This window comes from Kitasatospora sp. NPDC091276 (genome assembly GCF_040684355.1).
Taxonomy (GTDB): domain Bacteria; phylum Actinomycetota; class Actinomycetes; order Streptomycetales; family Streptomycetaceae; genus Kitasatospora.
The window spans coordinates 327,593-343,191 of sequence record NZ_JBFBFU010000006.1 but is presented as its reverse complement, the minus strand read 5'-3'; the positions used below and the strand labels follow the sequence as shown (position 1 = coordinate 343,191).

The 15,599-nt window shown below is 71.2% G+C and carries 16 protein-coding genes and 2 pseudogenes; 8 read left to right on the top strand and 10 right to left on the bottom strand.

All coding sequences use genetic code 11. The features are described 5' to 3' along the window. Window positions 1-147 precede the first annotated feature (147 nt). Window positions 148-351 (top strand): hypothetical protein, encoded by a 204-nt coding sequence (locus tag AB0O19_RS10835; protein ID WP_363619069.1) that lies wholly within the window; start codon window positions 148-150, stop codon window positions 349-351. 318 nt (window positions 352-669) lie between these two features. Next, window positions 670-1,059 (top strand): hypothetical protein, encoded by a 390-nt coding sequence (locus AB0O19_RS10830; protein WP_363619068.1) that lies wholly within the window; start codon window positions 670-672, stop codon window positions 1,057-1,059. Here AB0O19_RS10830 and AB0O19_RS10825 read toward each other — a convergent pair. The 3 genes and pseudogenes from AB0O19_RS10825 to AB0O19_RS10815 form a co-directional block, all read right to left on the bottom strand. Continuing rightward, a pseudogene (locus AB0O19_RS10825) lies at window positions 1,019-1,143 on the bottom strand (IS5/IS1182 family transposase); the annotation flags it as partial. The gene AB0O19_RS10830 and the pseudogene AB0O19_RS10825 sit on opposite strands and share 41 nt — an antisense overlap. 349 nt (window positions 1,144-1,492) lie before the next feature. Beyond that, on the bottom strand, window positions 1,493-1,987 hold the full coding sequence (locus AB0O19_RS10820) for a DUF4240 domain-containing protein (RefSeq protein ID WP_363619067.1): 495 nt from the start codon (window positions 1,985-1,987) through the stop codon (window positions 1,493-1,495). Between the two features lie 49 nt (window positions 1,988-2,036). After that, a complete protein-coding gene (locus tag AB0O19_RS10815) occupies window positions 2,037-2,702 on the bottom strand; it encodes a flavin reductase family protein (RefSeq protein ID WP_363619087.1) in 666 nt (221 codons plus the stop codon). 257 nt (window positions 2,703-2,959) lie between these two features. Here AB0O19_RS10815 and AB0O19_RS10810 point away from each other — a divergent pair, with 257 nt between their 5' ends. After that, entirely contained in the window at window positions 2,960-5,920 is a 2,961-nt protein-coding gene (locus AB0O19_RS10810; protein WP_363619066.1) for a hypothetical protein, read from the top strand. Window positions 5,921-6,045: 125 nt separating this feature from the next. On the opposite strand, the gene AB0O19_RS10805 is transcribed toward AB0O19_RS10810, so the two are convergent. Beyond that, window positions 6,046-6,600 carry a TetR/AcrR family transcriptional regulator gene (locus AB0O19_RS10805; RefSeq protein WP_363619064.1) on the bottom strand — a complete coding sequence of 185 codons (555 nt, stop codon included), beginning with the start codon at window positions 6,598-6,600 and terminating at the stop codon, window positions 6,046-6,048. A 138-nt stretch (window positions 6,601-6,738) separates the two neighbouring features. Here AB0O19_RS10805 and AB0O19_RS10800 point away from each other — a divergent pair, with 138 nt between their 5' ends. Continuing rightward, entirely contained in the window at window positions 6,739-7,542 is an 804-nt protein-coding gene (locus AB0O19_RS10800; RefSeq protein ID WP_363619062.1) for an alpha/beta hydrolase, read from the top strand. A 329-nt stretch (window positions 7,543-7,871) separates the two neighbouring features. Continuing rightward, a complete protein-coding gene (locus AB0O19_RS10795) occupies window positions 7,872-8,366 on the top strand; it encodes a hypothetical protein (RefSeq protein ID WP_363619061.1) in 495 nt (164 codons plus the stop codon). 63 nt (window positions 8,367-8,429) lie between these two features. Here the strand turns inward: AB0O19_RS10795 and AB0O19_RS10790 are convergent, their stop codons facing one another. Next, complete coding sequence (locus AB0O19_RS10790; RefSeq protein ID WP_363619060.1) at window positions 8,430-9,008, bottom strand: maleylpyruvate isomerase N-terminal domain-containing protein; 579 nt, start codon at window positions 9,006-9,008, stop codon at window positions 8,430-8,432. Window positions 9,009-9,053: 45 nt separating this feature from the next. Further along, window positions 9,054-9,419 (bottom strand): annotated as a pseudogene (locus tag AB0O19_RS10785) (transposase); the annotation flags it as partial. Window positions 9,420-9,434: 15 nt separating this feature from the next. Here AB0O19_RS10785 and AB0O19_RS10780 point away from each other — a divergent pair. Beyond that, window positions 9,435-9,641 carry a hypothetical protein gene (locus AB0O19_RS10780; protein WP_363619059.1) on the top strand — a complete coding sequence of 69 codons (207 nt, stop codon included), beginning with the start codon at window positions 9,435-9,437 and terminating at the stop codon, window positions 9,639-9,641. Between the two features lie 54 nt (window positions 9,642-9,695). Here AB0O19_RS10780 and AB0O19_RS10775 read toward each other — a convergent pair whose 3' ends face one another. Both AB0O19_RS10775 and AB0O19_RS10770 read right to left on the bottom strand, forming a co-directional pair. Beyond that, on the bottom strand, window positions 9,696-9,857 hold the full coding sequence (locus AB0O19_RS10775) for a hypothetical protein (protein WP_363619058.1): 162 nt from the start codon (window positions 9,855-9,857) through the stop codon (window positions 9,696-9,698). Then, window positions 9,847-10,308 carry an ATP-binding protein gene (locus AB0O19_RS10770; protein WP_363619057.1) on the bottom strand — a complete coding sequence of 154 codons (462 nt, stop codon included), beginning with the start codon at window positions 10,306-10,308 and terminating at the stop codon, window positions 9,847-9,849. The genes AB0O19_RS10775 and AB0O19_RS10770 overlap by 11 nt, the downstream gene beginning before the upstream one ends. 110 nt (window positions 10,309-10,418) lie before the next feature. Here AB0O19_RS10770 and AB0O19_RS10765 point away from each other — a divergent pair, with 110 nt between their 5' ends. Together AB0O19_RS10765 and AB0O19_RS10760 are read left to right on the top strand one after the other, a co-directional pair. Continuing rightward, window positions 10,419-11,309, top strand: coding sequence for a helix-turn-helix transcriptional regulator (locus AB0O19_RS10765; RefSeq protein WP_363583981.1), 891 nt, complete (start codon window positions 10,419-10,421; stop codon window positions 11,307-11,309). Then, window positions 11,306-11,494 carry a DUF397 domain-containing protein gene (locus tag AB0O19_RS10760; protein WP_363583983.1) on the top strand — a complete coding sequence of 63 codons (189 nt, stop codon included), beginning with the start codon at window positions 11,306-11,308 and terminating at the stop codon, window positions 11,492-11,494. The genes AB0O19_RS10765 and AB0O19_RS10760 overlap by 4 nt, the downstream gene beginning before the upstream one ends. Window positions 11,495-11,777: 283 nt before the next feature. Here the strand turns inward: AB0O19_RS10760 and AB0O19_RS10755 are convergent, their stop codons facing one another. Next, window positions 11,778-12,914 carry an alpha/beta hydrolase gene (locus tag AB0O19_RS10755; RefSeq protein ID WP_363619086.1) on the bottom strand — a complete coding sequence of 379 codons (1,137 nt, stop codon included), beginning with the start codon at window positions 12,912-12,914 and terminating at the stop codon, window positions 11,778-11,780. 257 nt (window positions 12,915-13,171) lie between these two features. Then, a complete protein-coding gene (locus AB0O19_RS10750) occupies window positions 13,172-15,598 on the bottom strand; it encodes an SAM-dependent methyltransferase (RefSeq protein WP_363619056.1) in 2,427 nt (808 codons plus the stop codon). Window position 15,599 lies beyond the last annotated feature (1 nt).

Sequence of the window (15,599 nt, the reverse complement as noted above, 5' to 3'; positions counted from 1 at the left end):
CTTTCTTTCTCCTCCCCCCCCCCCCCCCGCGCCCCCCCCCCCCCCCCCCCCCCCCCGAATGTCCCCCAGCCCGACTTCCCCCGCGACACCCACCCAGCAGCGAACCAAATATGACGACCGGTCTACCTAGTTGGGCTCGCGGCAAGCATGAGCACCCCCGCTCGCGCGCAGGAAGTCGATCTGGCCGACTTCCTGCGCAGCAGCCCAAGCCCGGACTGGTGGGCGCAGAATATGAAGACCGGTCTACATAGCTACGCGCCCGGCGAGCGCGGCCTCTCCCTCCGGTCCGCACAGGAAGTCGGCCTGATCGACTTCCTGTGCGGAATCCACCGTGGGCAGCGCAGGATATGAAGGTCGGTCTACATATTCGTCTCGCGGCAGGCGTGAACCCCCTCCCCTGCTGCGCGCAGGAAGTCGGCCTGGCCGACTTCCTGCGCAGCGCTCCAGGCGGGCTGGGGCTAGGAATATGACGGTCGGTCTACATAATTCCCTAAGGTGGAAACGGCGCCGGGCATGGGGAGTCTCGGGCGGGGCGGCGTGTGACGTCCAGCGGGCGGGGGCGAGGGCCTGTCCGATGGGTCGTGTGAGCTGGTCAGGGCCGCGATCTAGTGTTTGCAGTTGAACGAAGGGGGGCGCTTGTCACGCAATACAGCCGAAGCAGAGGCGGGGATGAAGGGGATCACGTTTCCTGCCTGGCACGGAGAGCACTACGTGACGCTGGCTGAGCTACTGGTCCGCCTGGGCAGCTTCGGCCTGGGCCTGAAGTGGCGCGTCGAGTTCGACGCAATCGTCGATCCTCGTTGCGTCGAGATGGAGAGACGGTCTGCCGACGGCGGCATGGACACGTTGACGCTGTTGTCGCTGACGACCCCCTTCCTCCAACTGATCGACGCCGAAGCACTTGGGTTCGCCGGGGACGGGGTGGTGATCGCCCTGACCGAAGTAGACAGCTCGTTGTGGGACGTCAGGGCTGTCGACGAGCGCGTACTCAGCGAACTTCGCCGCCACTATCCGGGTGCACGGGAATCATCTGCGGCGCCCCCCACTGGCCGGGCGTGATCACAAATCCGAGCGGGCGACACCCGCCCTCCCCAGCAAGGTGAATCTTGCAGGTGAGACCGCCTCGCGAGCACTTAGGGCCTCATCAGAACGGTGACGTGCCGGTCTCCTTCCACTGACCCGGAACCCTCGGGGAGGGGTGAGGCGCCAGCCGCCGTGCCGATGAGCGCGGCAAGTCGTGGAATCGACGCTGACCATGCCCCAGTCGATTCGGCTCTCGGCATCGGCGTCAGCCAGGACGGCCCGCAGAATTCTCTCCCCCGTGCCGTCCGCCGACCATCTTCGATGACGGTCGGTCTGCATATTCGGCTCGCGGCAGGCGCGAGCCCCCCTGCGCAACGCCCCAGGCGGGCTGGGGCTAGGAATATGACGGTCGGTCTACATAATTCCCTGAGGCGGAAACGGCGCCGGGCATGGGGAGGCGGGCGGGGGGCTAGTCGGCGAAGCGGGCTGACAGGTGGGGGAGGAGGGTGGGGAGGTCTTCGTCCTCCCAGGGTTCGCCGGTCGGGGGGCCGGAGGCGATGCCGTTGTCGGGGAGGTCGTTGCCGGTGAGTTGGCGGTATGCATGGGTGGCCGCGTAGGCGAGGTCTTCGGCCTCCAGATCCTCCTGGTCGGGGGTGAGGAGTTCGGCGAGGCTGTCCGGGTCGGCGAGGGCCTGTTCGAAGAGGGTGCGGCCGGCGCCTATCAGCCAGTCGCGGAAGTAGTCGAAGCCGTCGTCGCTGCATCCGTCGTTGATGAGGTAGCCCGCGCCCCAGAGCAGCCAGGTGCAGGAGCGGGCCTTCTGCTGCGCGTAGTGCCGGTCGAAGTCGGCGATCTGGTCGGGCGTCAGGCCGGCGAGGTGTTCGGTGAGCGCGTCGGCGTGCTCGCTCTCGTCGGCGGCTTCGGCGCGGGTGTCGTCGATGATCTGCCAGAAGGTGTCGAGGTCCATGCCCGTCACCCTGACAGCTGGGGCTGACAGGCAGGACGGCAGAACGGCTTCAACGGGGCGTCTGGGTGCGGAAGCTGTGGCCGAGCTCGGGGCCGAGTCCGTAGTAGTGGCGGAAGTTGTAGATCAGCGGGCTCCACCGGGCCGGGTCGACGTGCTGGGAGCCGGGGACGACGATGCCCGGATCGGCGTGGACCTTGAGCACGTGGGCTTCGACGATGAGGAACCCGCCGGAGGCGTCGGGCTGGATCCGGGCGGCACGGGCCTCCAGTTGCAGGGGGCATTCGGCGACCCGGGGCGGCCGGACGAGTTCGGAGGGCTCGGCCCGCAGGCCTGCGGCCGCGAACTTGTCCCGCTCGAACCGGAAGGTGTCCTGCTTGTTCGCGGGTACGGGGGTGCGCCCGGTGAGCGGCGCGAGTCGTTCGACCGCCGGCCACTGGGTCGGCTCGGGCAGGTTGATCACCAGCTCGGGTCGGCTGCGGAGGTTGTGCGCGGTCTGCGCCTCGACCCCCATGCCGAGGACGATCACCTGGCCGAGGGCCCAGGCCGAGGACATCGGCGCGAGGTTGGCGGTGCCGTCCTCGTTCTCCGTGGAGAGCAGGACGACGGGCATGCCGAAGTAGAGGATGCTCGGCGCGATGACCACGTGGTCCGCGCCCACCGAGCCATCGGTGGGCGCGTCGGTGCGCGCGTCGGTGCGTGTGCTGTCAGGCGTCATGGTGTTCACGGGAATCGACGGTAGGTCGGGGATTCTTCGGCGCGGGCCGAAGAATCCCGGCAGCCGGGGCGCTACGCGAGGGGCCGCGATGCGGCCAGGTGGCCGACATCCGGCGGACGCAGCCAGTTCGGGCACGGATGGCGGGCCGGGCCAACCCATGTCAAGTTACTCAAAGTGTTCACAAAAACACTTCGTGTTATCAAAATTCTGTGGCGTGGGGCCCTGTGGTGATCACGCCCGACTGGAACGGAGACGGTATGGCAGGGATCAGACGCGGCCGGTCGCGCGGCAAGCTCGCCGCGGCGATCGGGCTGGCGGTCATCGGCATGACGGCGGGTTGGGGAGGCGGTTCGGCGCTGGCCTCCCCGGCACGGGACGCATCGTTCGTCAGGGCTGAGGCCGCCTCGCCGGCGGACGGTGCGGACGGGAGGTCCGGGACACGGGCGCTGACCTGTCCGCCGGTACCGATCTGGGGGAACTCCGGCGGCGGCAACGACCACCTCTTCGAGTACAGCCCGACCGGTACGCAGCTGGCGAGTGTGCCGCTGGTGCGGGACTACGGGGACATCGCGTGGAGTGCGGACGGCACCACGTTGTACGGGGTGAGCTGGAACACCCTGCCGCCGGTGCTGTACACGATCAACGCGGCCACCGGTGCGGAGACGGCGTCGGTGACGATCACCGGTCCGGCCGCGAACTTTCCCGGGTACGCCACCAACGCGCTGGGCGCGCGTCCGGACGGCAGCCTGCTGCTCGGGTCGTTCTACTCGAACCAGATCTGGACGCTCAACCCGACCACCGGGGTGAGCGCGCTGCTCCCCGTCTCGTTCCCGGCCGGGCTGGTCTCCTCGGGTGACTTCCTGACCCTGCCCGACGGCGACGTCATCGGGGCCGCGTTCGATCCGGGCACGCTGCACCCCACCGACTTCTTCCGCATCCACCCGGACAACACGATCACCGAGATCGGCAACGTGCCGGGCTCCGTCTACGGCCTGGCCCAGTCAGGCGGCCAGGTCTACGCGTTCCGCGCCAGCGGCACCATCGAGACCCTGAACTCGATCCCGGCCGGCCCCTCGACCGCGGAGATCCCCACCACGACGGTTGTGAACACCGGGGTCCCCTTCTTCGGCGCCTCCGCCACCCAGGACAGCGGGAACTGCAACCTGCCGGCCGGCACCTCCTACACCGTCGCGAAGTCGGTCTCCCCCACCGGCCCGGTGAACCAGGGCGACACCCTGACCTACACCGAGACCGTCACCAACACCGGCACCAACCCCGCCACCTACGCGGGTTTCAGTGACGACCTCTCCGCCGTACTGACGGACGGCACGATCGTGCCCGGCTCCCTCACCGCCAGCTCCGGAACGGCGACGGTGACCGGGAACACCCTGACCTGGTCGGGCACGCTGACGGCGCCGCCCGCCGCCGGGTCCACCGCGACCGTGACCTACCAGGTCACGGTCAACAACCCGGACACCGGCAACTTCGCGCTGACCAACAACGTCGCGCCGACCATCGCCGGCGGCACCTGCGCGACCGCGACGGGCTGCACCACCACCGTGCTGGTCAACGTCCCCGCCCCCACGATCACCAAGTCCGCGGCCGAGGCCTCGTTCGTCGCGGGGCAGACCATCCACTACACCTACGCCGTCACCAACAACGCCCCGGTGCCGCTGACGAACGTCGCGGTCACCGACACCGGCCCCGGCACCCCGACCGTCACCTGCCCGCCCGGCCCGCTCGCGGCCGGCGCCACGGAGAACTGCACCGCCACCTACACCGCGACCGCCGCCGACGCGACGACGGGCACGATCACCGACACGGCGAACCTCACCGCCACCGTCGGCACCCAGACGGTGACCGGGACGAGCAACCAGGTCGTCGTGCCGCTGCGGGCGCTGACCATCACCAAGTCCGCCGTCCAGCCGAACTTCCAGGCCCCGGGCGAGACCCTCAACTACACGTACACCGTCACCAACACCGGCCAGATCGCACTGACCAACGTGACGGTGACCGACCTGACGCCCGGCGTCACCGTCTCCGGCTGCGGAACCAACCAGCTCGCGCCCGGCCAGTCCACCACCTGCCAGGCCACCTACGTCACGACGGCGGCGGACGTCGCCGCCCAGAACGTGCCCGACCAGGGCCAGGTCACCGCCACCGACACCAGCGGCCAGACCGTCACCACGACCAGCAACAAGGTGAACACCCCGCTGGTCGCGATCACGGTGGTGAAGAAGGCCACCGAGGCTCAGTACACCGCCGCCGGGCAGACCATCCACTACACCTACGCGGTCACCAACACCGGCGCGCAGCCGCTGACCAACATCGGCGTGGTCGACAACGGCCCCGGCACGCCGACCGTCACCTGCCCCGCCGGCCCGCTCGCACCGGGCGCCTCGGAGAACTGCACCGCGACCTACGTCACCACCGACGCCGACGTCGCCGCAGGCAAGGTCGTCGACACCGCGCAGGTGACCGGGACCGCTCCAGGAGGCCGTACCGTCACCTCGACCAGCAACAAGGTGACCGTGCCCTACGCCGGCCTGAAGATCGTCAAGGCCGTCCAGGAGACCTCGTTCTCCGCCGCGGGCCAGGCCCTGCACTACACCTTCACCGTCACCAACACCGGTGACACGACGCTCAGTTCACTCGCCGTGACGGACTCCGGTCCGGGCACGCCGGCCGTCTCCTGCCCGGTGACCACCCTGGCCCCGGGCGCGTCCACGACCTGCACCGCGACGTACTCCACCGCCGAGAGCGACGTGCAGGCCGGGAAGATCACCGACACCGCGACCGTCACCGGCACCACCCCCGACGGCACCCCGGTGACGGCGACCAGCAACACCGTGACGATCGTGGCCTGCACTCCCTGCGAGGACCAGGACCACGGCGGCTGCGACGGCCACAACTCCGGCGGCCACGGCGGCTGGGGCGACCACCACCCCGGGCCCGGCCAGTGGGACAACCACCCCGACGGCACCGCCCCCGGTGACACGTCGGCCGCCGAACACCCCGCCGGCACCCACCCCGCGCCCGTTCCCCCGCGCGACACCGCCGTGCAGGCACCCGCCGTGCAGGAACCCGCCCTGATGCTCGCGAGCGCCGGAGCCCCGGTGGCCACGGTCGGCCTCGGCGGCGGCGCGCTGCTGGGCCTCGGCTGGCTCATCGCCGCCTTCGCCTCGGCCCGCCTGCGCCAGGACCGCTCGGGAGGGTGACCACCCTCCACCACCCGGGCCGGCCCCGGCTCCGGCGACGCGCGCAACGCACACGGCACGCACGCCGGGCGTAGCGGCCGGGAGGGCAGAGTGCGCCACCACCGGTGGCGCACTCTGCCTGCTTCCTAGCCGAGGACGGCGTCCACGGCGGCCGTCAGCGCCTCGCGCACCGCCGCGGGGGCGGTGAAGCGGCTCTGGTTCATCGCGCCGTGCCGCAGGATCAGCAGGGTGTCGGCCGCCCGGTCGGGGTCGGGGTGGCCGGCGGCGGCGAGCAGGTCGGTCAGCAGGGCGCGGAACCAGTCCATGTGCTCCTGGATCGCGCGGCTGACCGGGTGGTCGGGGTCGGGGTAGTCGGCGGCGGCGTTGATGAACGGGCAGCCTCGGAAGCCGGGTGCGCAGAACTCGTCGGAGATGCCCGCGAACAGGGCCGTCACGGCCTCGCGCGGAGGAAGGTCCGCCACTGTGGCGGCGGCCGCACGGAAGAGGCGGTCGTGCTCGTGGACGTAGGCGAGCACGACGTCGTCCTTGGACGGGAAGTGCCGGTAGAAGGTCGCGTTGGCGACCGCCGACTCGCGGATCAGCTGGTCGATGCCCACCCCGCGCACGCCCTGCGCGTAGAAGAGCCGCATCGCCGCGGCCAGGATGCGAGTGCGCGGTGGCGCGGAATCTCTCGTCGTCATGGCTTGACGCTAGCAGAAGGATCGTTCTACCTTGGAGGAGCAGAGAGAACGCTCTTTCTACTTCTTGGATCGAACGACCGCGCCCCGACCGGCCACCGATCCGATCCCCAGCCCTCACGCACCAGGAGAGACCCCGCCATGCCCAGCAACCGCACCCCGGTCATGTTCATCCACGGCCTCTGGCTGCACTCCACGAGCTGGCAGGGCTGGGCCGACCGGTTCCGCGACGCCGGCTACGAACCGATCCTCCCCGAATGGCCCGGCGTCCCCGCCACCGTCGCCCAGGCCCGCAGGAACCCCGACCCCCAGGGCGGAATCGGCCTCGCCGAGATCTCCGCCCACCACGCCCGGATCATCCGCGACCTCGACACCCCGCCCGTCCTCGTCGGCCACTCCGTCGGCGGCTTCATCGCCCAACACCTCCTCGGCCAGAACCTCGCCCGGGCCGCCGTCGCGATCTGCCCCGGCCAGATCAAGGGCGTCAAGGCCGTCGGCCCCGCCCAGGCCAAGTCCGCCTTCGCCTTCCTGCGCAACCCCGGCAACACCAAGCGCGCCGTCTCGCTCGACCCCGCCCAGTTCCGCTACGCGTTCGCCAACGCCGTCTCCCAGCAGGAATCCGACCAGCTCTTCGACGAATGGACCATCCCCAGCCCCGCCCGCCCGCTCTTCCAGCTCGCCCTGAGCAACTTCGCCCCGCACTCCCCCGCCAAGGTCGACACCCGCAACGAGAGCCGCGGACCGCTCCTCCTCCTCTCCGGCAAGCTCGACCACACCGTGCCCGACGTCCTCACCCGCTCCACCCACAAGCAGTACCGCAAGTCCCCCGCCGTCACCGACTACCACCGCTTCGACGACCGCGGCCACTCCCTCACCGTCGACCACGGCTGGACCGAACTCGCCGACCACACCCTCACCTGGCTCGACCAGCACCACATCGGCTGAACAGCCGGCACCGCCCCCGGCGCCATCCGCCGGTGGCGGTCAGGAATCGGCGCCCTCGTTCACGGGCTCCGTCTCAGCCTCGACCTCGGTCTCAGCCTCGGTCTCGATCTCAGCCCCGGTCTCGATCTCAGCCCCGGTCTCGATCTCGAACGGAGCCCGCCCGGTGCCGGGCGGCCAGCGATGGCCGGCCTCATGCAGCTGCTGCAGAGTGATCGGCCGGACAGTTCCAGGTCGTACGTGGTCAGGTCGGGGCCGGCCGGGCGGGGTCGGCCGACCGCCTCGCGGTTATGGTGTGGTGGGTCCACGGAGGCCATGGACAGGAGGGCCTCATGACGGTCGGGCATCGGTGGCCGGTGGACGAGACTCCCTGGCCCGAGCAGGCCACGCTGGCCTACGGCGAGCTGGTGGAACTGGCGACGCCGCACCCGCCCCTTCCGGAACTGGGCCGGCTCGGGCCGGAGATCGCGGGCACCCGCGGGGTGATCGTCGCGTGCGTCGTCGAGCAGGACGAGCGCGATGACCACGTCGGACCTCTCTACACGGTGGAGACCGAGGACGGCAGCCCCTGGCGGCTACGGCCGGAGTTCCTGGCCTCCCGAGGAGGACTCCACCCCGGCATGCCTCCGCGCTACCGCAGCGACCTGCCCGAAGGAACCCGCGTCCGGATCCGCACGGAGTCGGACACGCCGGGCGCGACGGCGGACGCTGTCGGGGAGGTCACCGGGATCTGGTGGACGACGTCCCTGGAGCCGCCGAAGGGCTACGTCGTGCAGGTCGGCGAGGAATCCCACTGCGTGGCCCCACAGCAGACCGAAGTCCTCTAGCGCTGCGACCGGGATGGTTCGCCGCGTTTGGGGCGTCCCTCCGTCTGCCCGCGGTAGGTCTGATCACTCGGCCACCGCCGCCTGCCATGTCCATGAGTTGCGGCGGGGATGGCCGTCCAGGTCGCCCCGGCCGGTGCACCAGAGGAGGACATGAGCCGGGTCACCGGGTGGGGCATCAGGGAAGAGCCGGTGGAGCACTGCCGCACAGAGCGGCGCCGGGGGCAGCCACGGCACGCCCAGCCCCTGCGCGATGTCGTGGGTGTGCAGGAGAACCTCGGCGACACCCATTGCCGCGAAACCTGACGGGTCGCAGGGACCCCAGTGCCAGGCCCGGACCTCCGGGCTGGCGGTGGCCAGTGCACTGCCGAGTAGCCCTGCGCAGGCGGTGACCACCTGGAGCACCTCACGCGGGGAGCTGTCCGAGCGGACGGAGAGATCGAAGGGCAGGTAGGCGTCCGTAGGGCGTGCGGCGATCTGCCCGGCGTAGGCCAGCAGGTCATGGGCGATGTGGGCGGCCGTCGTCCAGCAGCTCCATTCCAGCGGACCTGCTGGTACCGACCAGTCCTCCGCGTCGTGCGGGCCGAGTACCCGCACCATCTCGGTCACGGCCTCGTTGACGTCTCGGTTGTCGATGTAGCGCATCAGGCGATGCTATGGCTGCGGTCAGGAGGGTTCATCCGTCCAGGGTCATGCTGCCGCGCTTGCGAGGGGGCGTCCGCCCCAGCGGAGTCCCTTCTCGCTGCGGATGCGGGCGCGTTCACGGCGTTGGGCGGCCAGGACGTCGGGGTGGCGGGCGTTGGCGTTGCGCCAACGGAGGTATCGGTGCAGTTCACGGGTCTGGGCGGTGTGGTTGGGGTGGTTGGAGTTGGCGAGGGTGAACTGCCCCAGCGGTCCGAAGTGCGCCTCGATGGGGTTGGCCCAGGAGGCGCTGGTCGGGGTGAAGCACAGCTCCACCTTGTTCTTCCGGGCCCATTGGCGGATCTTGGCGCCCTTGTGGGCGGAGAGGTTGTCCATGATCACGTAGATCGGGGCGCCGTCGGGGCGGGCGGCACGGCGGCGGGGGAGGCGATGGACCGGGGACCGCTCGTCCCCGTCCCGAACGCCGCACCGGCGAGGGCGCCCCTTGAGGTGTGGGCCGATGCCTTGCTGGAGGAGGCGCCGTACGAACTCGAAGACCTGCGCGGCGATCTTCTCCTTGAGTGCTACGCGGAGCCCGCCGTCACGGACGGCACTCCGCCGGTGTACTCACGGCAGGTGCGGCTGCCGGGGAAGTGAGTCCGGGGCCGGTTCGGCGCGGGAAATCGGTGAGGCCGACTCCCCATGCCGTATTCAGCGGACGGGGGCTGGGATTGGGGTCGGAATCGGGTGGGGGTGGTGGACGGTCGGGTGACCGGCGGTGAGGGGGTAGATCCAGGCGAGGAGGGCGAGCAGGAGGGCGAACGGGAGGAGGGTGTAGGCGGTCGCGGCGCCCCGGGTCACGTCAGGACGCATCGAGGGCGACGGGGAGGTCGAGTTCGGCCCAGACGGTCTTGGCGTTGGGGTGGCGGGGGATGATGCCCCAGCGGTCGGCGAGGGCGTCGATGAGGGTGAGGCCGCGCCCGGACTGGGAGTTGGGGGCGAGGACGGCGGGCAGGGCGGGGAAACGGTCGCCCCGGCAGTCCGAGATCTCGATGCGCAGGGTGGTGCCCCGGCGCACGGTGGTGGTGAGGCAGAGGTGAAGCTCGAAGCCGCGCCCCGGAACGCGGCCGTGGGTCGTCGCGTTGGCGGCGAGCTCCGCGACGATCAGGAGAGCCGAGTAGTACGGCTCGGTGTGGGACAAGTTCAGCCCCCAGGTGGTGAGTTGACGTCTGGCGATGCGCCGGCAGATCGCGGCGCCCTTGGGGGTGGCGGCGAGGGTGATGGTGTGGCGGCGGGGGCTGTCGAGGGGGATGTCGGTCGTCATGGAAAAAATCGTGACGGCGCGGACGTACGCTGACCATGCATCTGGGGGGTACGGAGAGTGCTTGTCCAGCTGCGGACAGTTTTTGTTCGTGTGACCGAATCACAAGCGGGGTGATCGCGGTGGGTGCAGCGCGGAACATCGAGTCAAGCGACGACGTTCGCACGGAACTGCCGGAGGACCTGGGAGAGGTGTCGGACTTCTTCCGCGCCATCGGAAAGCAGATCAAGCTGCTCCGGGAGCGGGCCGGGATGACGCAGAAGGAACTCGGCGAACGCGTCGGCTACGGGGAGCACCTGATCGGCGCGGTGGAGCGCGGAAAGCGCACCCCGCAGCCGGAGTTCCTGGTGGCGGCGGACAAAGTCCTCAACGCCGGCGGCCTGTTGGCCATCACGAAGGACGACGTGATGCGGGCGCGGGCCAAGGCGCGACTGCGACACCCGGCCTGGTTCCGTGGGTACGCAACCCTGGAGGTCGACTCAATCGAGTCCCATGACTTCGCCACGCTCGACATCCCTGGGCTGCTCCAGACCGAGGAGCACGCCCGAGCTGTCTACGCGATGAGGCAGCCCCCCTTGTCAGAGGAGGTGATCGAGATGCGGGTCGCCGCGCGAATGGCGCGCCAGGAGGTACTGACCCGGTGGCCCCGGGGGATGTTCAGCTGGGTGATCGACGAGAGCGTACTACGCAGACCCCTGGGAGGGTGGGACGTGCATGCAGCCCAGCTCCGCCGGCTCCTGGAGGTCGGGCGGACCCGCGGCATGGTCATCCAGGTGCTGCCCCTGGACAGAGCTGAGCACGCCGGAATGGGCGGGCCGTTCATCCTGATCGCACCAAAGGGTCGGCCTCAGCACGCCTACATCGAGGTACAGACGAGCAGTAGGCTGATCGCCGACCCGGAGGAAGTCCGGATCATGAACGCGCGCTACAACATCCTCAGGGCGCAGGCCCTTGGTCCCGAGGAGTCCCTGGCCTTGATCGAGAAGATCCTGGGAGAACGATGAGCACCGAGCTGGCATGGTTCAAGAGCAGCTACAGCGGCAACGAGGGTGGCGCTTGCGTCGAGGTGGCAGAGACCCCCGGTGTCGTCCACGTGCGTGACTCGAAGGACAAGAGCGGCCCCCAGCTGGCGTTCGAGCCGGCCACGTGGCAGGCGTTCGTGGCGTTCGCCGCGACCGCCGAGGTCTGAGCACTGTCCCGACGGCCCACCGCTAGGCAGCGGTGGGCCGTCGGCGTGCCGTCAGAAGGCATGGAACTCGTCTGGGTCTCCCCCGCCGCCTGGCAAGCCTTCGTCGACTTCGCCCCGACCGCCGCCGCCTGAAGGCCCGAGGCTGCCGTCTCCATCCGGGTCTGGAGGCCGAAGTCCTTCACGCAGCGGACGGTGACGAGCGGCGGGCATCCGGCATGACCGTCGCCTCGATGCGGGCGGGCCGCCTCCGTGGCGCCGGGACCCTGTCTGCCGTCCGTGCCGGTCAGGGGCTGGTGAAGGTCACCTCGGGGAAGTCCCGGCTGGGACCGTTGAGCAACGGCTCGCAGGTTCCCTTGAGTTGGCGTTCGAAGAAGGCGCCGACATAGCTGGTGGTGATCGCGATCGACCGGGGAGCGTTCGGGATGGGCAGCACGCCGCTCTCGTTGACCAGGTAGTCCAGGTCGGTGAAGGCGTAGTGGTCGGTGCCGGCGACGGTGAGCCACCGCTTCCATCCGTCCAGGTTCGGCCAACTGCTCTTCCAGGACGGCACGATGTCCGGGCCACTCGGGTCCGCGGCCGCGATCAGCAGGACCGGGCGGCCGTCGATGCCGGTCGCGGGAACCGGTGGGGTGATGGCGCCGTCGAGGTCGACACCGGCCAGCACGCGTCGGTCCGCGCCCATGGCGGCCAGGGTCGCGTCGCCGCCGACGGAGTGTCCGGCCATGCCGATCCTCGCCGGATCGATGAGCGTGGAGTACCGCCACACCGGGCGCGGACCGGTGAGCTCGGTGAGCAGGAAGGACACGTCCCGGGCGCGGCCTGCGGCGATCTGTTCCTGGGTGGCGGCGCCGGAGTTGTACTCGTCGCACGCCGTACAGGGCAGGATGCCGTCCGGAAACCGGGTGGCCGCCGATTCGTGGGCGTGGTCGACGGTCGCCACCACGAATCCCCGGCTGCTCAGTTCCTCGGCCAGCGCGGTGAGGGTGTAGCGGGGCACCGTGAAACCGGGGGACAGCACGACGAGCGGGTAGCGGCCCCGCGCCGGTGCCGCGTCGGCCCGGGCCCAGGTACGGGTGTCGGCGAGGCGGGCCGGTTCGAGGGCCCCCGACAGACCGGCATAGGTGATCAGCGCCGACGCTTCGGCGGTGCTCATGTACGCGGCAGACGTGCCGCTGTTGGTGCGGGCAGGGTAGTAGAGGTCGACCATCAACTGCCGCGGTCCCGACTGCGGTGCCCACGGATCGGCGCGCCGATCGTCGACGAGGTGCAGGGTGTCACGACCGACCGCGTACGGTCCGGTCGGCCTCGGCAACGACAACGCACTCGCCGCCCGGGCCTTCGGCGCATTGGACGCCGAAGGCGGTGTCGCGGCGGGTGCCGCGACAGCTGGGGCCGACACGCTCAGGGGGATGATCGCCATGGCGGTGGCACAGCTGACCGCGTATCTGGTTGCCCGCCGGATTGTCTTCATGGCGGCGATTCTTTCCACTGGCGCGGGGGTGCGGCATCCGGGTGACCCCCCGACAAGTCCCCGAGTTCGGCGTCGACATTCCCTACGGGCCATCATGACGGCGTCGGCTGGCTCGAATTGTCGAAATCGAACGGCGAGTTCACGCTCCCGATGCTGACCGCCGTGCCGCGCGTCCGGCGGCTGACCCCCGCCCCGGATCCGCGAGCTCAGAGACCCGCCTCCCAGAGCGCGCGCCGCACCGTGTGCAGGGCGGTGGCGGACTGTTCCCAGCCGTGCCACCAGAACAGGCCGCCGCCGTGGCTCGCCTCGGCGGCGAGCGCCGTCAGGTGCGCCCACGGCCCGGCCGGGAGGCCGAACTGCGGGCGGGCGGCCAGGCGTTCGGCCTCTTCGGCGGCGACCGGCACCATGCCGACCACCGGCAGCGGTGGGCCGCCGGGCGCGTGGCCGGTGCCGGTGCCGGTGAGGGTCGGGCCGCCAGGAGCGCGGCCGGTGCCGGTGAGCATCGGGTGCAGGGTGATCGGGTCGAGCAGCAGGGTCAGTTCGGCGGACGGCAGCGGTGCGGGGCCGTCGCGCCAGGTGAGGCGCTTGCCGGTGAACTCCGCGTGGCGGATCGGCTGTTCGTCGAGGGCGACGCCGTCCGCGGCCACCCGTAGCTCCGCGCCGCGGCCGCCCGGCAGCCGCACCCGGTAGCAGCCGTACAGATACGGCGGCACGGCCGGTGCCGCCACGGCCTGGGCGTAGGGGACGGCGACGCCGTCCACCTCGAAGCCCGCCGGGCCGACCACGACGGCGGCCGCCGTGGGCACGCCGTCGACCGCGACGCGGACCCGCAGCGCCGGGCCGTCCTCGCCCGGCCCGACGGAGACCACCAGTTCGCGCCCGGCCTCGTCCGCCGCCCGGTAGTCGCCGACCAGGTCGGCGAGCGGAGGCACGTCCGGCAGGGCGTACTCGGCGAGTTGCACCGAGAACTCCGCCGCCGCGACCCGCCCGGCGGGCCACACCGCGCCGACCAGCCGGCGCCGCCCGTCCCGGCCGACCTCGGTGCGCAGTTCGCCGCCGCAGTCGTTGCCGTCCTCGGCCTGCCAGCGCAGCACGCCGTGGGCGTGGCGCGGGCCGGTGATCCGCTGCCCGTTGACGTGGACCCGGTGCCGGGGCGGGTCGGTGGCGCGGCCCAGGACGTAGACGTCGAGGTCGCCGTCCGGCGTGCCGTAGAGGCCCGTCCACGGGTACAGGGCCTCGGCGAGGACGGTGTCCAGGTCCCGACGGACGGTCGTCCCGTCGACGCCGCCCCCGAGCCCGCCGTCGCGCACCGACCGGAGCAGCGCGCGCGCCTCCGACTTGCGGGTGAGCAGGGCGCGCAGCCGCCGCGCCGCCTCCGGGGTCGGCCGCCGGTAGCGGCCCTTGGCGGCAGCCTGCATGGCCGCGTCCTCGCGGCGGGCCAGCAGGGCGCGTTCGGCGTCGGCGAGCTCCGGCGGCGCCCAGGACGCCACCGCCGCCTCGGGCTCCCGGACGAAGCGTTCGCGCAGGGCGCCGTCCTCCCCCAGGGCGAGGACGAAGCGGGCGGCGGGCGTGTCCTCCTGCCAGTGGTAGCCGCCGGGGACGTGGAAGTCCGTGAAGCCGTCGAGGGCGGCGAGTTCGCGCGGCCCGTAGTCGTCGACCGTCCGGACCGGACCGGTGGGCGGCCGCACGGTCTGGCCGGGCCGGATCAGGCCCAGCCGTTCGAGCATCCGCGGATCGGCCGGGGCGGCGACGGCCGGCGGGAGGTACCAGGTGGAGGCGCTGGTGACGGTCCGCTGCACGGCCCGGTCCCGGAGCCCGGCGACGGTGTGCCGGTCGGTGACGGGGGCGGTGCCCCGGTAGCGGGCGCCGATGTAGTTGACCACGGCGTGGTCCGGGCCGTAGACCTCCTCCAGCCGGTCGACCAGGACGGGCAGCCGGTGGTTGAAGAACCCGGTGCGCTGGTAGCCGAGTTCGCCGACCAGCCCGACCTGCCAGAGCACCAGGTGCAGGCCCGGGTCGATCCGCCGGCCGCGGATCAGCAGGTCCGAGGCCTCGAAGGTCTGCATGCCGGGGCTGCTCGGGTCCACGCCGAGGTCGGCGCACAGGACGTCCAGCGCGCTGATCCCCGGACGCATCACGGCCGCGTGGCCCTCGCGGCGGGCGATCCGGACGGCGCGGTGGCTGGAGAGGACGAACACGCCCGGGTGGCCGTAGAAGACCGCCGCCACCCGCCGTCCGGCCCGGACGAAGTGCAGGATCGCCTCGGACATCTGCACGTACGTCAGATAGCGGTCCTTGGCGTCGTCGTAGAGGACGCCGAGGTCGTAGGAGTCGGGCCGCCAGGCCTTGATCCGCACCACCGTCACCGGGTCGGCGACGCAGTGGAAGACGTGGTCCGCCTCGCGCAGCAGCCGCTCGTCGGCGCGGGTGAACCCGGCCGCCTCGATGCCGGAGCCGAGGACGGTCAACTCGCCCTTGGGCGTGGCTGGTTCGGCGTGCCCACCGTCCAGCCCGGGGCGGTCCGGCCCGGGGGCGGCGGCGATGGCCCGGGCCAGCTCCGCCCAGCGGTCCTCGTGCTCGCGGCGGGTCGGGAAGCGGTCGAAGGGGCGGCCGTACGGGCGGTTCGGGTCCATC